Annotated in this window: 18 protein-coding genes and 1 tRNA gene; 6 read left to right on the top strand and 13 right to left on the bottom strand. The window is 67.5% G+C overall.

Going from position 1 to position 14,933, the window contains the following annotated elements; genetic code table 11:
- Positions 1 to 162: 162 nt before the first annotated feature.
- From ASE02_RS17275 to ASE02_RS17260, 4 genes are read right to left on the bottom strand one after another with little or no spacing between them, the layout of a single operon-like run.
- Positions 163 to 564: an AlpA family transcriptional regulator gene (locus ASE02_RS17275; protein WP_056735786.1), complete on the bottom strand. Its 402-nt coding sequence runs from the start codon at positions 562 to 564 to the stop codon at positions 163 to 165.
- A 5-nt stretch (positions 565 to 569) separates the two neighbouring features.
- Positions 570 to 791, bottom strand: a complete 222-nt coding sequence (locus tag ASE02_RS17270; RefSeq protein ID WP_056735785.1) for a hypothetical protein — start codon at positions 789 to 791, stop codon at positions 570 to 572.
- A complete protein-coding gene (locus ASE02_RS17265) occupies positions 788 to 1,069 on the bottom strand; it encodes a hypothetical protein (protein ID WP_056735784.1) in 282 nt (93 codons plus the stop codon). Before ASE02_RS17265 ends, ASE02_RS17270 begins: the two co-directional genes overlap by 4 nt.
- Complete coding sequence (locus tag ASE02_RS17260; protein WP_235536747.1) at positions 1,066 to 1,368, bottom strand: lytic transglycosylase domain-containing protein; 303 nt, start codon at positions 1,366 to 1,368, stop codon at positions 1,066 to 1,068. The genes ASE02_RS17265 and ASE02_RS17260 overlap by 4 nt, the downstream gene beginning before the upstream one ends.
- A gap of 118 nt (positions 1,369 to 1,486) precedes the next feature.
- Between ASE02_RS17260 and ASE02_RS17255 the strand changes: the two genes are divergently transcribed.
- On the top strand, positions 1,487 to 2,221 hold the full coding sequence (locus ASE02_RS17255) for a DUF3363 domain-containing protein (RefSeq protein WP_235536740.1): 735 nt from the start codon (positions 1,487 to 1,489) through the stop codon (positions 2,219 to 2,221).
- Between the two features lie 63 nt (positions 2,222 to 2,284).
- Here the strand turns inward: ASE02_RS17255 and ASE02_RS17250 are convergent, their stop codons facing one another.
- From ASE02_RS17250 to ASE02_RS17240, 3 genes are read right to left on the bottom strand one after another with little or no spacing between them, the layout of a single operon-like run.
- On the bottom strand, positions 2,285 to 3,079 hold the full coding sequence (locus ASE02_RS17250) for a thioesterase family protein (RefSeq protein WP_056735781.1): 795 nt from the start codon (positions 3,077 to 3,079) through the stop codon (positions 2,285 to 2,287).
- A gap of 41 nt (positions 3,080 to 3,120) precedes the next feature.
- A complete protein-coding gene (locus ASE02_RS17245; RefSeq protein ID WP_056735780.1) occupies positions 3,121 to 3,822 on the bottom strand; it encodes an SDR family NAD(P)-dependent oxidoreductase in 702 nt (233 codons plus the stop codon).
- Positions 3,819 to 4,322, bottom strand: a complete 504-nt coding sequence (locus ASE02_RS17240) for a helix-turn-helix domain-containing protein (RefSeq protein WP_162257193.1) — start codon at positions 4,320 to 4,322, stop codon at positions 3,819 to 3,821. The genes ASE02_RS17245 and ASE02_RS17240 overlap by 4 nt, the downstream gene beginning before the upstream one ends.
- Positions 4,323 to 4,432: 110 nt before the next feature.
- Here ASE02_RS17240 and ASE02_RS17235 point away from each other — a divergent pair, with 110 nt between their 5' ends.
- From ASE02_RS17235 to ASE02_RS17225, 3 genes are all read left to right on the top strand, one after another.
- On the top strand, positions 4,433 to 5,206 hold the full coding sequence (locus tag ASE02_RS17235) for an SDR family oxidoreductase (RefSeq protein WP_056735778.1): 774 nt from the start codon (positions 4,433 to 4,435) through the stop codon (positions 5,204 to 5,206).
- A 61-nt stretch (positions 5,207 to 5,267) separates the two neighbouring features.
- Positions 5,268 to 6,050 carry an SDR family oxidoreductase gene (locus ASE02_RS17230; protein ID WP_056735777.1) on the top strand — a complete coding sequence of 261 codons (783 nt, stop codon included), beginning with the start codon at positions 5,268 to 5,270 and terminating at the stop codon, positions 6,048 to 6,050.
- Positions 6,051 to 6,097: 47 nt separating this feature from the next.
- The gene (locus ASE02_RS17225) at positions 6,098 to 7,084 is read left to right on the top strand and encodes an MDR family oxidoreductase (RefSeq protein WP_056735776.1); all 987 of its coding nucleotides are present in this window, start codon (positions 6,098 to 6,100) and stop codon (positions 7,082 to 7,084) included.
- 207 nt (positions 7,085 to 7,291) lie between these two features.
- Here ASE02_RS17225 and ASE02_RS17220 read toward each other — a convergent pair.
- A tRNA-Arg gene (locus ASE02_RS17220) sits at positions 7,292 to 7,368 on the bottom strand.
- Between the two features lie 62 nt (positions 7,369 to 7,430).
- Here ASE02_RS17220 and ASE02_RS17215 point away from each other — a divergent pair.
- Complete coding sequence (locus tag ASE02_RS17215) at positions 7,431 to 8,738, top strand: dicarboxylate/amino acid:cation symporter (RefSeq protein ID WP_056735775.1); 1,308 nt, start codon at positions 7,431 to 7,433, stop codon at positions 8,736 to 8,738.
- A gap of 52 nt (positions 8,739 to 8,790) precedes the next feature.
- Positions 8,791 to 9,702, top strand: a complete 912-nt coding sequence (locus ASE02_RS17210; protein ID WP_056735774.1) for a CAP domain-containing protein — start codon at positions 8,791 to 8,793, stop codon at positions 9,700 to 9,702.
- A 20-nt stretch (positions 9,703 to 9,722) separates the two neighbouring features.
- Here ASE02_RS17210 and ASE02_RS17205 read toward each other — a convergent pair whose 3' ends face one another.
- The 5 genes from ASE02_RS17205 to ASE02_RS17185 all read right to left on the bottom strand — a co-directional run bounded on the left by ASE02_RS17205 (position 9,723) and on the right by ASE02_RS17185 (position 14,712).
- A complete protein-coding gene (locus tag ASE02_RS17205) occupies positions 9,723 to 10,109 on the bottom strand; it encodes a VOC family protein (protein ID WP_056735773.1) in 387 nt (128 codons plus the stop codon).
- Positions 10,110 to 10,198: 89 nt separating this feature from the next.
- Complete coding sequence (locus ASE02_RS17200; RefSeq protein ID WP_056735772.1) at positions 10,199 to 11,032, bottom strand: alpha/beta hydrolase; 834 nt, start codon at positions 11,030 to 11,032, stop codon at positions 10,199 to 10,201.
- Between the two features lie 69 nt (positions 11,033 to 11,101).
- Positions 11,102 to 11,611 carry a CarD family transcriptional regulator gene (locus ASE02_RS17195; RefSeq protein ID WP_056735771.1) on the bottom strand — a complete coding sequence of 170 codons (510 nt, stop codon included), beginning with the start codon at positions 11,609 to 11,611 and terminating at the stop codon, positions 11,102 to 11,104.
- 278 nt (positions 11,612 to 11,889) lie between these two features.
- Complete coding sequence (gene fdxA / locus ASE02_RS17190; protein WP_056735770.1) at positions 11,890 to 12,231, bottom strand: ferredoxin FdxA; 342 nt, start codon at positions 12,229 to 12,231, stop codon at positions 11,890 to 11,892.
- A 114-nt stretch (positions 12,232 to 12,345) separates the two neighbouring features.
- Positions 12,346 to 14,712, bottom strand: a complete 2,367-nt coding sequence (locus ASE02_RS17185; protein ID WP_056735769.1) for a penicillin acylase family protein — start codon at positions 14,710 to 14,712, stop codon at positions 12,346 to 12,348.
- Between the last annotated feature and the right edge of the window lie 221 nt (positions 14,713 to 14,933).

Here is a 14,933-nt window from a genome sequence, read left to right as displayed (position 1 = left end):
CGGCATTTCCGGCGACTATCACGTCATGCGACACGCCGCGAACCTGGAGACCGTCAACACCTATGAAGGCGCCCACGACGTCCACGCCCTCATTCTCGGACGCGCCATCACCGGGCAGAACGCGTTCTAGACGCAGGGCCCACGGCGCGCGCCGGGCGAACCCTAGAAGTCGAACGAGAGCTGGTCGGCTGCTGCGGGGCGCTTGCGCCGCGTGGCTTGGCGCTTGCGGACTGGACTTTCCGAAGCGATTGGCGGGGCTGTACAGGAGGCCTCCGTCTTCGCCGTCCAAGCCGCCTTCGGGGGGGGCGACGAGCACGGTTCGAACAGCGGCGCGGGCGCAGGCTGGCCACGGGGAACGCGCGAGGCGCGCCAGGCCCGCACGTCGCTCTCACGCCAGCCTACGCGGCCTGGCGAGAGCATGACCGGACGTGGGAAGTCGCCGATGTTCTGCAGGCGCCAGGCCGTGGTCCGACTGATGCCGGCGATGTCACGAACCCGAAGCCAGGGGAGGATGCGGTCTTCGTGGGTGGGCGGCTGGGCGACTAGGGCCTGGCTGTCGAACATCGGCTTTACTCCTGCGTCTCGTTCGCGCCGAACACGGCGACGCAGACCAAGTGCTCGTCCACTCGCCGCTCCAGGGCCAAGGCCAGCAGGCCAGCGTCTTCCGCCGCATCCAGGGGGTCGCGGTCGGTCCAGGCGCGCAGCACCGCCTTGAGCGGCCCGCGCACGCCGGGATCGGCGAGCAGGGCCCGGATGCTCGGGCGCGGGTCTTGAAGGTGTTGTTGGCTCATTGGGGCGAACCCTCCTGGCCGCTCGTCCCGCGAGCGGAGGCGCGCAGACCCGTCGACTGGCGCTCGGCCCAGGCGCGCAGCACGCCCCGCGGATAGAGCGGGCGCCGGCGAACATGGATGCAAGGCGGCCCGTCTCCGCCCGTCGACCAGACCCGCGCCAGGGTGGTCGGCTTCATTCTCACCCCGAACCTCAGGAGGAACTGCGAGGCCTCGGCGCGGGTGAGCAGATCGTCGTCGCCGTCTGCGGAGGGGACGGCCCCTAGGGCTTCATCGGTCATGGGGCCGGCTCCGCCGTTCGGCAGTCCCGCGCCGCTCGAATGGTCCGCCCGGCGGTGAGAGCGAGGTAGCAATCCACGACCTTGACGACGTAGTCCCGGGTCTCCGGAAAGTCAGGCGCGCGGCCGAGGCGGGCCACCCGTGAGGGCCCGGCGTTATAGGCGGCCAGGGCCAGTCTCACATCGCCGAACCGGCGGAGCTGGGCGGCCAGGTACTGGGCGCCGCCGAAGACGTTTTCGGTCGGATCGAAGCGATCCTGCACCCCGAGTTCGCGGGCGGTCTGCGGCATCAGCTGGGTCAGACCCGCCGCGCCGCCGCCTGGCGCGGCCGACAGCGCGTCGGCCTGGTAGGCGCTCTCACCCGAGCATGGCGACCGGATCGAGAACTTTCCGGGCTATGTCCGCGAGGTGATGGGACGGGTGGCGAAGGACCTGGGCGAGCCTGAACTGGCCTGGATCGCCACGGCTCACTTCGACACCGACCAGCCCCACGCCCATGTGCTGGTCCGCGGGCGCCGAGGGGACGGGCGCGACCTCGTCATCCCGCGGGCCTATGTCGGCTACGGCATCCGCGCCCGGGCTCAGGAGGTGGCGCAGGAGCGGCTGGGCGACTTGAGCCGTCATGACGCCGAGAAGCGGATCTGGCGAGAGACCGAAGCGAACCGGTTCACGAGCTTTGATCGTCGGCTGGTGGAGAGCCGGAGCGGCGATGGCACGGTGGCCGATGGGGTCGGTCGGGGGCCTTGGGCGGCGCTGTCGAGGGGAAGGCTTCGACATCTGGAGCTCATCGGGCTCGCGGTGCGACTGGGCGATAGGTACCAGCTAGCGCCCGATCTTGAGCAGAAGCTGCGTAGCTTGCAGCTCCGTTCCGACATCATCCGTACACTCAATGAGCGGCGCCTCGCCGGGGCGGTCGACATACGAGAGCTTGGGGCTGCGGCCGTGAAAGGCGAGATCGTCCGCAGTGGATTCCACGATGAGTTGGGCGGGTCGCCCTACGTGGTTTTGCGAGACGGCGCAGGTGTCGAGTACTACGCTCGCCTGAAGCTAGGTCAGGCGCCGCCTGAACTCGGCCGGGCGGTCACTGTGTCTATCTCGGAGCACGGCGCCGTCTTGGCGGGCCCCGCGGGTCGGTCAGCCAACCTCAGTCGCTAGCCCGCACCGCCCTGGATGATAATCATCTCGGGCTACAACGAGATGGCTCGCCGCCGTTGAAGCTCAGGTGAAAATTGCGACGGTCTGGCGCATCGCCATCACGGGAGAGCCCACATCATCCCAGACGGTCATGTCCTGCGCCGAGTAGCCGTTGACTGCAGTTTGCGCCGTGGTGCGAACGAGCCACCAGCCCGACGCGCTGTGAGGCGCCTCGGAAAGCACCTCGATCGACCATGTCATGGTGCTGATAGGACCGCCGCCGACCTCAAAGTTTACAATCGCCGCAGGCGGCAGGGCGTCCGCCAGGGCTATAAGCGGCCCCAGGCTCAAGGACTCCGCCGTGCCCCGGTGCTTAAGCCACACGATCATCTCCGGCTCACCACCGGCGGTGAAGGGGCGGGCCCCTGCGGCGAACCGGCTATCAAAGTGCTGCAGGAAACTGCGGCGGTCATTCGGCTGGAAGAAGGTTGGGCAATCGTCCCACCCCGGAACGGCCGGCGCCGGCAAGTTGACTTGATCGAGCTTAGAGGCGCGACTTGCGCCGAACGTCAGCAGGCCCCGAACGGCGAGCGCATCGTCTCCAAAGAGATCAACGCTGTAGAAGGCCGCGGACTTCCCCCTTCGCAGAAGCGTCGGCTCGATCCGTAGCCGCCCGCCGGCCGGGCCCACAAACGCGAACTGCGCCGAGCGCAGCGGCGGCAGGTCGCCCACCCGCTGGGCGGCCTCCCAGCACAGCGCCGCCGACAGGCCGCCGAAGGCCGTGCGGCCCTGTAGCCAGTCGTCGGGCAAGGTCACCGAAAATGAGCCCGCGCTCTCTTCGATGGTCGACATCAGGCTGGCGAAATTTTGCTGTGACATGTGCAGACTTTCTGACTGAGGCGTTCGCTGAGAGGTGGGGGTCACCACACCTCGCCGAACGGTCGGACCTCCGCGAGGAAAGACCAGGCGTCGCGCGGCTGGTGCGCCAGGTGGAACACCTCGGCGGCGATGCTGGCCGGCTTTATGAAGAAATCGTCGGGCGCCTGCTTGAACCGCTCGCGCGCCCAGGCCACGTCGATAACGGCGTCGATGATCAGGTAGGCCACGTGTACGCCTTGAGGGCCAAGGTCGCGCGCCAGCGATTCCGCGAGGATGCGCTGGGCGGCCTTGGTCGGCGCGAACCCGGCGAAGTTGGGCTTGCCTCGCAGCGCCGAGGTGTTGCCCGTGACGATCAGCGCGCCGCCTCCGGCGGCGATCATCGCTGGAGTGGTCAATTGCGCCAGATGAAGCAGCGCCGTGGTGTTGATTTCGAAATTGCGTTGCAGCGTGGCCGGGTCGGTCTCGATGAACTTGCCGAAGGCGCCGCCGACCGCGTTGTGTACGACCACTTTCGGCGGCCCGACCCTCTGGATCACGTCTTGCAGCGCGGCGCGGTCCGTCACGTCGCAGGGCGCCGCGAACGCATCCGGGATTTCGGCTTCGAGGGCGGCGAGACGTTCGACGTCCCGCGCGATCATGGCGACGCGGTAGCCGCCTTCAGTGAAGCGCCTGACCAGTGAGGCGCCTGTTCCGGGCCCCACTCCAGTAACGAGCGCCAGGGGCTTTGCTGCGGCGTCGCTCATGACGCGCCTCCAACGGTGGCGCGTTGCAGAAGCGCGCGCACGCTATCGTCCGCGCCGGGCCCAGGGCGATACCTGATGCGGTCGCCGCCCACGGCTTTACCCGTCTGCGGATCGACCAAGGCCAGCCGAAGTTTGCGATCGGTGTCCTTGTCGACCACTTCAATAGGCGGCGCGCCGAACCCCGAGGCGTCCCATCGGTCCCCCCATTCCCGGAGCGCCGCAAGGACCTTCCAGAAATCGCGCCCCTTGTCGGTGAGATGATAGGCGTCGCGCGGCGGCCGCTCGAGATAGCGTGTCCGCGCGATGATGCCGTTACGTTCGAGGTTCCTGAGACGGGTCGCGAGGGTGGTGTTGGCAATCCCCGTGCTCGACTGGAACTCGTCGAAACGCGAAAGGCCCATGCCCAGGTCCCGCAGGAGCAACAGCGTCCAACGGTCCCCGATCATCTCCAGCGCACCGGCGACCGAGCAGCGCATGCCTGCGAAAGATTTCGCCTTCATTTGACACTCCTTATTAACTCTCATAATAAGAGTAACAAGCCTCGACCCTGCTGGCAAGCGGCGGCGCAGGCGTGTGCAACCTTTCGCAACCTCCAAACCCGGAGCCGGACATGTCCACGTCGGATCAACACTCAACGGCTGGCGAGGTCGCGCTGATCGTGGGCGGTGGTCCGGGCGTCAGCGCGAGCTGCGCCCGGCTGTTTTCGCAAAGCGGGATGCGTGTCGCGGTCGCCGCGAGGTCTCCGGACAAGCCGGTGCTGCAGGCCCTGGAGGACAGTCATGGCGTGGCCCGCTACGCGTGCGACGCCGCCCGCCCGGAGGATGTCGAGACGCTCTTTCGGAAGGTCGTGGACGATCTCGGCGCGCCGAGGCTGGTCGTGCACAACATCGACGGCCGGGTCGCGGGGATCTTGCGCAAGGGGATCGTAGAGGCGGATCCGGTCATGGCGCTTGAGACCCTCCAGAACGCGGCGTTCAGCGCGTTTCTCGTCGGCCAGTCGGCGGCGCGATTGATGCTCGACAACCCGCCGGACGCCAACGGCGTGAGGGGGACGATCATTTTCACCAACGCCAGCGCGTCCTTGAAGGGCTTCGCCCTGAGCGCGGCCTTCGCCATGGCCTGTCAGGCGAAGACCGGGCTCGCGCAGAGCCTGGCGAGAGAGCTGATGCCGCACGGCATCCACGTCGCCAATGTGCCGATCGACGCCGCGATCGGTTTTGCTCAGGACGACGGTTCCCGCGCCCACCGGCTGGCGGGGACCACCGTCGACGACAACATGGCCCACCCGGACCACATCGCCGAGACCTACCTCCAGCTTCATCGTCAGCATCGGTCGACCTGGGCGTTCGAGGTGGTCCTGCGGCCATGGGTCGAGAAATGGTGACGGCTTCGCCGCCGGGACCTTCGCCAACCGCACCTGTTTCACGAGACGAGAAAGAACTCACATGACCGGCAAGTCTTCCGTCCTCATCACCGGCGCCTCGAGCGGCATCGGCGCCACCTACGCTGATCGTTTCGCCCGCCGCGGCCATGACCTCGTGCTGGTCGCGCGCAACAAGGCGCGGTTGGAAACCCTGGCCGCGCGATTGACGGAGGAGACGGGTGTCGCGGTGGACGTCCTGCCGGCGGACCTCACGCAGGGCCCTGACCTCGCCGTCGTGGAGGCGCGGCTGCGCGAGGACGCCAGCATCGGCACGCTGGTCAACAACGCCGGCGCGGCGCTGGCGGGCGGTTTCGTCGATCAGCCGATCGAGGATGTGGCCCGACTTGTCGCGCTCAACACCACGTCGCTGGTCCGCCTTGCCAGCGCTGTCTCCCCACGTTTCGTTCAGGCCGGCGAGGGCGCAATCATCAACATCGGCTCGGTCGTCGGTTTGGCCCCCGAGTTGGGTTCGTCAGTCTATGGCGCAACGAAGGCCTTCGTCCTGTTCTTGTCGCAGAGCCTCAGCGTCGAATTGGGTCCGAAGGGGGTCTACGTCCAGGCCGTCTTGCCCGCCGCGACCAAGACGGAGATCTGGGGAAACTCCGACCCCGCAAAGCTCCCGCCCATGATGGATGTGGAAGATCTGGTGGACGCCGCCCTGGTCGGCTTTGATCGTCGGGAGGCGGTGACCATTCCGCCCCTCCACGATGAGAGCCTGTGGGCCGCCTTCCAGGCCGCCCGTCAGGCGATGTTGCCCGAGTTCCGCCAGACCCAACCGGCGCGGCGCTATCGCCCGGCGTCCTGAGACAGGGCCGGAAACGACATCAGAAGACATCAGTCAGGAACGAGATAATGACCTTCAAAGCTCTTGTGGCCACGCAAACCGGGGATGCGGTTTCGACGAGCGTCATCGCTATGGATGAGCAAGACCTGATGGCTGGCGACGTCACGGTCGCGGTCGAATACTCGACGGTCAACTACAAGGACGCGCTGGCCGTCAGCGGTCGGGGTGGAATCATCAAGCAGTTCCCGCTCGTCCCTGGCATCGATCTGGCCGGGACCGTGGAGGCGTCATCCTACCCCGGGATAGCGGTCGGCGACAAAGTGGTCGCCAACAGCTGGGGCCTGAGCCAGACGCATCATGGCGGTTATGCGCAGAAGGCGCGCCTGAGCGGCGACTGGCTGGTCAAGATCCCCACGCCGTTCTCAACGAAGGACGCGATGGCGATTGGTACGGCCGGCTACACGGCGATGCTGAGCGTGCTCGCCCTGGAACACGGCGGTCTGGCGCCGGCGCGCGGCGACATCCTCGTCACGGGCGCGAGCGGCGGCGTGGGATCGGTGGCGATCGCCTTGCTGTCTGGCCTTGGGTATCGCGTCGTGGCCTCGACGGGCCGTCTAGAGGAAGGCGATTACCTGCGCGCGCTCGGCGCCGCCGAGGTTATCGACCGGCGCACGCTTTCCGAGCCGAGCGGGCCGCTAGGCGCAGAACGGTGGGCGGGCGCGATCGACTCGGTCGGCAGCCATACCCTCGCGAACGTTCTCGCGCAGACCCAATACCGCGGTGTTGTCGCAGCATGCGGACTGGCGCAGGGGGTCGATCTGCCCGCGACCGTCCTTCCGTTCATCCTGCGCAACATAACCCTGGCGGGCATCGACTCGGTCAACGCGCCCCAGTCCATCCGTTTGGAGGCGTGGTCGCGTCTGGCCCGAGACCTGGACCTCGAGAAGCTTGGCCGGACGACAAGCGTCGTTGGTCTGGCGGATATCCCCGAGGTCGTGGCCCGGATTTTCGCAGGGTCGGTTCGGGGCCGCACGGTCGTCGACGTGAATGCCTGAGGTCCGAACAGCGTGCGATAGGCAATCCACCAACCCGCACTGCTAACGCTGAAACCGCATGGAGAGCGCAGCAACGACCTGCGCGAATCCTGTGGGTGGGAGGACCTCGACTCGTCGCGCTGTGACCTATTTGGAACCTATTTCCACTTGGCCGAGCGAATGGCCAAAGGTAGAATCCAGAATGCTGATATAAATCAGCTGGTTGATTGGCGGCCCGGAAGGGACTCGAACCCCCGACCTTCGCTTTAGGAAAGCGCTGCTCTATCCTGCTGAGCTACCGGGCCGACCGGTGGGGGTGATAGCGCAATGCCGTCCAGGTTGGAATGGCTGCGATCGGGGATAGTGGATGGCGTTCTTTCGTATTTTCCGCCTGCTGTATGTGCAGGTGCTGGTGGGCATCGCGCTCGGCATCGCCGTGGGGGCGATCTGGCCCGAGGTCGGGGTGGCGCTGAAGCCGCTGGGCGACGGCTTCATCAAGCTGATCAAGATGGCCATCGCGCCGGTGATCTTCTGCACCATCGTCGCCGGCATCGCCCGGATGAGCGACATCAAGGCCTTCGGCCGGCTGGGCGCCAAGACCCTGCTCTATTTCGAGGTGGTCTCCACCTTCGCCCTGGTGATCGGTCTGGTGGTCGGCAACCTGGTGAAGCCGGGCAAGGGCTTCAACATCGATCCGGCCACCCTCGATCCGTCGATCGCCGCCGGCTACGTCGAGAAGGCCGCCCATCACCAGAGCCTGCCGGACTATCTGCTCAGCCTGATCCCCGACGCCTTCTTCGGCGCCTTCGCCGAGGGCGCGCTGCTGCAGGTGCTGGTCATCGCCATCATCACCGGCTTCGCCTGCTCGCGGCTGGGCGACTTCGGCGATAAGGTGGCCGGCGTCCTGGAAGACGTCTCGAAGGTCTTCTTCTCGATCATCCAGATCGTCGTGAAGCTGGCGCCGATCGGCGCGTTCGGCGCGATGGGTTTCACCATCGGCAAGTACGGCCTGGCGGCCCTGATCAAGCTGGGGGCGCTGGTCGCCACCTTCTACGCGACCTCGCTGCTGTTCGTGATCCTGGTGCTGGGGCTGATCGCGCTGCTGGCCGGGTTCTCGATCTTCAAGTTCCTGGCCTACATCCGCGAGGAGCTGCTGATCGTGCTTGGCACCTCGTCGTCGGAATCGGTGCTGCCGCAGATGATGGAGAAGATGCAGCGGCTGGGCGCGGGCAAGACCACCACCGGCCTGGTCATCCCCACCGGCTATTCGTTCAATCTGGACGGCACCAACATCTACATGACGCTGGCGACGCTGTTCCTCGCCCAGGCCACCAATATCGACCTGTCGCTGACCCAGGAACTGACCCTGCTGGCCGTGGCCATGCTGACCTCCAAGGGGGCCAGCGGCGTGACCGGGGCGGGGTTCATCACCCTGGCGGCCACCTTGGCGGTGGTGCCCGACATCCCCATCGCCTCGCTCGCCCTGCTGGTCGGGGTGGACAGGTTCATGAGCGAGTGCCGAGCCTTGACCAACCTGGTCGGCAACGGCGTGGCGACGATCGTGGTGGCCCGCTGGGAGGGCGATCTGGACCGCGAGAAACTGGCCTTCGAACTGGCCAAGGGGCCAGACATCATCGCCGCGCCTGGCCGCGCGCCGGTCGCCGAGCCGGATTGACCGGCCGGCGGCCAAGCCAAGTGCTTGTTGTCCTGACGCTCCGTTAATCCATATGCCGCTAGACCAGGGTCAGCTCCTGCCGGTGGCCCAGCCGCTTGAGGCCGGGGCGCGCCAAGATCACGGCCTGACGGGACGCCGGATGCCGCCGACCAAGCCCTTCCGAAACGCCAGCGGACTGCCGCGACGCGCCCTGCTTGCGGGGATCGGCGGTCTGGTCGCCTTGCCGGCCCTGGCCATGCCCGCCGGCGGCGACACCGCGGGCTGGCTTTCCTATGAGGCGCGGCTTCGCGACCGTCTGGCGGACGCCGGCGGCGGCCGTTTCGAGCAGGTCACCGAACGCCAGCTTCACACCCTGACCAACGGCGCCAGGGCGTCGAGCGGCGCGGCGGCCTGTGGCTGGTCCAATGAGCTGGCCTTGACCGCCCGCGCCCACGCCGCCGATCTGGCGCAGCGGGGCTATGTGGAGCATCTGGCGCCCGAGGGCTTCGACCCCACCCACCGGGTCGGGCTGCTGGCGCGGCGGATGATCGGCTCGGCCAGCGAGAACATCGCCTATCGCCGCGCGCCGTCGCCGCCGAGCGCGGACGACCTGATGGGCATCTGGCGCAAGAGCGAGCCCCATTGGCTGAACCTGCTGCGCCCCAACCACGCCCAGGTCGGCTTTGGTGTCGTCACCCGTGGCGAGCGGACCTACGCCGTGGGGCTCTACGCCCATCCGGACGGCGATCTGGGGGCTCCGCTGCCGTTCAAGATCGAGGGCGCGGCCGATCTTTCCAGCGTCCTGGCCCAGGCCTCGCCGCGCATCGAGAGCTTCGCCCTGACCGATCCCCTGGACGAGCGGGCGCGGCTGGCCGTGGCGCAGGATGAAGCGCTGACCCCGGGCGTCTATCAGCTCCGCCCTCGCCGTCATCTGGACAGCCGTCGCTATCAGATCCTCTGGGGCCCGATCTTCGTTCGGGTCTAGGCGTTCGGACCGCTCGGGACTTAGGCCCGCGCCGCAGGCTGAAACAGTTCGACCACGTTACCCGAGGGGTCTTCCGCCAGGATTTGCGATCCGCCTGGACCCGAGAGGATCTCATTGCGGAACTTCACGCCCTGGGCGCGCAGGCGTTCGACTTCGGCGCCGAGATCTTCGACGACGAGTTGAAAGCGGTTCCACCCGCCGGGTTCAGGCTGCCGGCCGTCCGGCATCGGCCGGCCCGCGGAGCTGCCCCTGCCGCTCAGGAGCAGTCTGAGCGGCCCGCGCTCCACGGACGCGAAGGCTGGCGATGCGTTGAGCTGCACGCCAAAGCCGAAATTGCCGACGTACCAGTCGACCGCCTGCTGCACGTCACCGACCATGTATCTTACGTTTATGCGGCTATCGCTCATGGGGGATCCTCCTCAGTTCGATGCAAACGTCATGGCGGTCAGTGTCAAGCGGCCGACTCACGGGCAGTGGGCGATCCTGTCGGTCGCCCCTAGGCCAGCAGGCGCTCGATCTCGGTCTTGATCTGCGGCCAGTCGGGCGAGGTCGGGTCAATCAGTTCGAAGTGGCCGGAGCCGGGCATGTCGATGACTTCGACGGGATCGCCGGCCTGGGCCGCCGCCGCGCCATAGGCCCGGCCGAAGGCGCTGGGCACGATGTGGTCGAGGTCGCCGGAGATCACCACCTGGCGCGCGCCGAGCGGCAGCAGTCGGGGCGGAGAGGTGTCGGCATAGACGTCGCCGCTCCGGTCGGCGGCGCCGACCAGGCTGTCGATCGTGCCGGGGCCGCCGCACTCGTCGGGGCCCTCGGCGTGATAGGCGGCCAGATCGATGATCCCGGCCAGGGCCACGGCGCCGCGCAGGACCAGGGGCGTGGCTGAATGCAGCGGGCTGGTCGTCGGCAGCTTGCTTCTCGCCAGCGTCCAGACGGCGAGATGCCCGCCCGCCGAGTGGCCCGAGACCACCACCCGGTCGAGGTCCAGTTCGTACGGCGCAGCCAGGGCGCGCAGGTGGTCGACGCCGCGCGCCACGTCCAGGAAGGTGCCGGGATAGCCGCCGCCGGCGTGGCCGATGCGGCGATACTCCAGATTCCAGACCGCCACGCCGGAGCGGCGCAGGTCCTCGGCGGCGTAGTCCATCATCTCCAGGCCCGGCAGCTCGGCCAGCCAGCAGCCGCCGTGGATCAGGATCGCCACCGGATGCGGTCCGGGTCCCTCCGGCAGCCAGAGCTCGCCGAACTGCAGGGCGTCTTCGCCATAGGCGACATGCGCGGAGGCTGTGGCGCGCTCGCGGCTGAGCAGGTCGCTGAAGGTGATGGGCGGGGGCATGGCGCGGTCTCTCAAACGAAAACGCCCGACCTTGCGGCCGGGCGTTTCAAGCTCAAACTGTCGGGGCGGTTAGGCCGCGACGGCCTTGATCAGGCTCTTGTTGAGGATGCCGATGGCGGCGTCGCGGTCGATGCGCTCGATGGCGGCGACTTCGCGAGCCATGCGGTCCAGAGCCGATTCGTAGAGCTGACGCTCCGAATAGGACTGTTCCGGCTGGTTCTCGGCGCGGTGCAGGTCGCGGACCACTTCGGCGATGGAGATCAGGTCGCCGGAATTGATCTTGGCTTCGTATTCCTGGGCGCGACGCGACCACATGGTGCGCTTCACGCGGGCGCGGCCCTTCAGGGTGGTGAGCGCCTGGCTGACGACATTGCCTTCGGCCAGCGAGCGCAAGCCCGCGGTGCGGGCTTTCGCGGTCGGAACGCGAAGGGTCATCTTTTCGTGGTCAAAGGTGATCACGTAAACTTCGAGGGAATAGCCAGCGACTTCCTGGGTTTCGATCCCCTGTACCTGGCCCACGCCATGGGCCGGATAGACGACATGGTCGCCGACGGAGAATTCCAGACCGCTCTTGCTCATTCGCTCAAGTCCTTTCGACTCGTCCGAACCCGTTAAGAGGCGTTAATAACTTTCCAACAGCGCAAAGGTCACCATCCGCAAAAACTGCGCGGCGGCTTACCCCTGTTGGAACGGAATTGACCTCTAGGACACCCTTCGCCACTGAAGGCGTACACTGGCCGGGGACGGCTCTTCTGCAGAAACGACGGGGCGAGCGTGCTCGCTATCACCACGTCAAGGGCGACATTAGCATAAAAATCAGCCGAAAGAAAGGCTTGCCCCCGGAGTGACCTGGGAGCCTAGGAGCCGCGACCGGGCTTCTCGCTGAAGTACTTCTCGAATTTGCCTTCTTCGCGCTCGAACTCTTCACGGTCGGCGGGCGGTTCGCCCTTCACCGTGATGTTCGGCCAGACCTTGGCGTAATCGGTGTTGATCTTCAACCACTTGGAATCGGGATCGTCTTCGGTGTCGGGCTTGATGGCGTCGACCGGGCACTCAGGTTCGCAGACGCCGCAGTCGATGCACTCGTCCGGATTGATCACCAGGAAGTTCTCGCCCTCGTAGAAGCAGTCGACGGGACACACCTCCACGCAGTCCATGAACTTACATTTGATGCAAGCATCCATGACGATATAGGTCATAGCGGAATACAGCTCCGGCCGCTCTAATCGGGCGGCCGGTTTTTCCGGCGAGCGACCGGCAATGTCAATGCCGCCGAGCCCCAGGATATCTGGAAGCCCCGATAGGTGTCCCGCTCAGGGCGCGGGCGTCAGCTTCAGCACGCTCTCCGTCGCCGCCTCCACGGCCTTTCGCGAATAGCTCAGCGGCACATAGTCGCCCTTGGCCCAGATCGGGAACAGGTCGCGATAGTGCGCGCTCCCGGGACCGCCCGACTGACCGGGCGTGTTGATGGCGACGCTGTTGTCCCAGGCGCCGACGTCCAGGACCATGCGGAACGAGGCGCCGGCGATGACCCGGTAGTCGTCCGGCCGCCAGGTCGCGGCCAGCGGCGACAGGCTGGTTCCGGCCATCGGCAGGGTCCCGCTCGACATCGCCTCGCGGTCCGGCGCCGGCGCGAGCGGGCTCAGGGCGTGGTCGAAGCGCGCCTGATGCAGCTTGCCCCAGGCCCAGGTGTTTGGCTGGGGACCGAGGCGCGCGGCCACCTCGTCATAGGCGGCGAGCAGGCTGGCGGTGAGCACCTCGTCGCGGGCCTTGGCCGGATCGGCGCCCAGAGTCGCATCGGGGGCTTCCAGCAGGGCCATGACGGCGGGCAGGTCGCCGTTACCGACGGCGGCGCGGGCGGCCTGCGGCACGGCGCGGGCCACCGTCGCCTTGCCCAGGTGCTTGGTGACCCAGACCTCGTAGAGCGCCGCGCCGGGGCTGTCGGCCGCGGTCCGATGATCCCAGCCGCGCAGTAGCGTCAGGGCCGAGGCGAGCTTGGGATCGGTGGTCTTGACCCCCGCCAGCAGGGCCAGCATCCGGCGCGAGGTGATGTCGTAGGGATCGGTCTGCAGGGCCTTGGCGTCGGCCAGGGTCAGCTTGGGCTTGGCGGCCAGCACCTCGGCGATCCGCTGCATGCGGGAGGGGTTCGACCACTCGAACCCGACCTTGCGTTCGGCGTAGGGGTAGTCGGCGGGCAGGTTCATCTGGTTGGCCGAGGCGAACCAGCCGGAGGCCGGGTTATGGGCGCTGGGCAGTTCGTCGAGTTTCAGGAAGCCCTTCCACTCATAGCGTCCGTCGCCGGGGACCGGCAGCAGGCCGTCCCAGTTGGCGCGGCGCGGGACCTTGCCGGCCGCGACCCAGCCGATGTCGCCCTTGGTGTCGGCATAGACCTGGTTCTCGGACGGCGCGCCCCAGTCGGCCAGCGCGCCCTTGAAGCCCTCCCAGGTCTTGGCGGTCATGTAGCCCATGGAGCCGAAATAGGCCGACGTCCCAGGCTCGGCCCAGACGCTGCGCACCGCGAAGGCGCGGCCCTTGGCGGGGACGGCGTAGATCACCGGGCCATGACGGGTGAAGGCCAGCTCGACCTTGCGCGGAACGGCCTCGCCCTTGACCGCGATGTCCTCGGTCACGGTCGTCATGTCGGCCCAGCCGCCGTCGTAGCGATAGCGCGTCGGCGACTTGGCGTCGGTCTCGTAGACGTAGAGGTCTTCCTGGTCGGCGGGGAAGATGGTCAGGCCGAAGGCCACGGTTCCGTTGTGGCCGATCGAAACACCGGGCAGGGCGGGTTCGCCCGCGCCGATCACTGAGAAGCCCGGCGCCTCCATATGGACGATGTAGCGCAGCGACGGCGCGCTGTGCTCGCGGTGCGGGTCGTTGGCCAGGATCGGCCGGCCGGTGGCGGTGCGGCTGGCGGCCACCGTCCAGTTGTTGGAGCCGATCGCGTCGGGCGGGATCTCCAGCATGGCGGTCTTGGGGCCCGCCCCCGTGAACTTCACGCCGCTGGTGGCCAGTTGATAGTCGGCCAGCACGTCATCGGGGATGCCGCAGGGGTCGAGGCCCTCGGGGATCTTGGTCTCCCACTTCGGCTCGATGTGGCGATAGAGCTTGGCGGCCTCCAGGCCGGCCGCGCAGGCGATCTTGGCTCGGCCGACCTCGTTGGGGACATTGCGGGTCAGGCCGTGGCTGCGGATGCGCACGACGTCCTGCGCGCTCCAGAGATCGGGCGTCGAGCCGGCCAGTTTGAACTCCGCCGGCAACGGCCGCTTGCCGCTGCGGATCTCGGTCACATAGGCGTTCACGCCGGCGACGAAGGCCTCGGTGTTGTCCTTGGCGCCGGGGCCGTAGGCGGCCCACTCGCGGTCCATGTCGCCGCGATAGAGGAACAGGCGGGCGGCGCGGTCCTGGGCCACATAGGACGGCCCGAAATCCTTGGCGAGCAGCCCTAGGCCGCGCTTGCGCCACAGGTCGATCTGCCAGAGCCGGTCGCCGGCGACGTTGTAGCCCTGCAGGAAAAAGGCGTCGCGCACGTCGCCCGCATAGATGTGGGCGATGCCCCAGCGGTCGACGCGGATCTCCGCCGGCTTTTCAAGGCCCGCGAGCGTCCGGGCCTCTTCGCGCGGCGCGGCCAGGGCCGAGGTGGAGACAAGCGTAGCGAGCAAGGCGGAGGCGACCGTTTTCATGGTCGTCAAGCTAGGCCGCCAGAGGCGGGCGGACAATGTTCAGTGTCGCTGGTCCAGCCCAGATGCTCCCCCGCTGGGGGAGCTCCCGGCCGCTTGGCCAGGTGAGGGGGACTACGACTCCTTCAGTAGCGCCCCCTCCGTCGCGCTGCGCGCGACACCTCCCCCAGCGGGCTACGGGATGCACGGAAGTGATTCCCCTTGCTGAGCTGAGCTGATTCAAC

Origin of the sequence: Phenylobacterium sp. Root700 (genome assembly GCF_001429025.1) — a bacterium.
GTDB lineage: Bacteria > Pseudomonadota > Alphaproteobacteria > Caulobacterales > Caulobacteraceae > Phenylobacterium.
Note: the sequence above shows the minus strand (reverse complement) of the source record. Positions and strands in the feature narration are given on the sequence as shown.

What these genes read in the sequence shown, in the direction of transcription:
- ASE02_RS17275 (WP_056735786.1), bottom strand. Translation starts at nt 564, where the DNA reads ATGTTCGACAGCCAGGCCCTAGTCGCCCAGCCGCCCACCCACGAAGAC.
- ASE02_RS17270 (WP_056735785.1), bottom strand. Translation starts at nt 791, where the DNA reads ATGAGCCAACAACACCTTCAAGACCCGCGCCCGAGCATCCGGGCCCTG.
- ASE02_RS17265 (WP_056735784.1), bottom strand. Translation starts at nt 1,069, where the DNA reads ATGACCGATGAAGCCCTAGGGGCCGTCCCCTCCGCAGACGGCGACGAC.
- ASE02_RS17250 (WP_056735781.1), bottom strand. Translation starts at nt 3,079, where the DNA reads ATGTCACAGCAAAATTTCGCCAGCCTGATGTCGACCATCGAAGAGAGC.
- ASE02_RS17245 (WP_056735780.1), bottom strand. Translation starts at nt 3,822, where the DNA reads ATGAGCGACGCCGCAGCAAAGCCCCTGGCGCTCGTTACTGGAGTGGGG.
- ASE02_RS17240 (WP_162257193.1), bottom strand. Translation starts at nt 4,322, where the DNA reads ATGAAGGCGAAATCTTTCGCAGGCATGCGCTGCTCGGTCGCCGGTGCG.
- ASE02_RS17235 (WP_056735778.1), top strand. Translation starts at nt 4,433, where the DNA reads ATGTCCACGTCGGATCAACACTCAACGGCTGGCGAGGTCGCGCTGATC.
- ASE02_RS17230 (WP_056735777.1), top strand. Translation starts at nt 5,268, where the DNA reads ATGACCGGCAAGTCTTCCGTCCTCATCACCGGCGCCTCGAGCGGCATC.
- ASE02_RS17225 (WP_056735776.1), top strand. Translation starts at nt 6,098, where the DNA reads ATGACCTTCAAAGCTCTTGTGGCCACGCAAACCGGGGATGCGGTTTCG.
- ASE02_RS17215 (WP_056735775.1), top strand. Translation starts at nt 7,431, where the DNA reads ATGGCGTTCTTTCGTATTTTCCGCCTGCTGTATGTGCAGGTGCTGGTG.
- ASE02_RS17210 (WP_056735774.1), top strand. Translation starts at nt 8,791, where the DNA reads ATGCCGCTAGACCAGGGTCAGCTCCTGCCGGTGGCCCAGCCGCTTGAG.
- ASE02_RS17205 (WP_056735773.1), bottom strand. Translation starts at nt 10,109, where the DNA reads ATGAGCGATAGCCGCATAAACGTAAGATACATGGTCGGTGACGTGCAG.
- ASE02_RS17200 (WP_056735772.1), bottom strand. Translation starts at nt 11,032, where the DNA reads ATGCCCCCGCCCATCACCTTCAGCGACCTGCTCAGCCGCGAGCGCGCC.
- ASE02_RS17195 (WP_056735771.1), bottom strand. Translation starts at nt 11,611, where the DNA reads ATGAGCAAGAGCGGTCTGGAATTCTCCGTCGGCGACCATGTCGTCTAT.
- fdxA (WP_056735770.1), bottom strand. Translation starts at nt 12,231, where the DNA reads ATGACCTATATCGTCATGGATGCTTGCATCAAATGTAAGTTCATGGAC.
- ASE02_RS17185 (WP_056735769.1), bottom strand. Translation starts at nt 14,712, where the DNA reads ATGAAAACGGTCGCCTCCGCCTTGCTCGCTACGCTTGTCTCCACCTCG.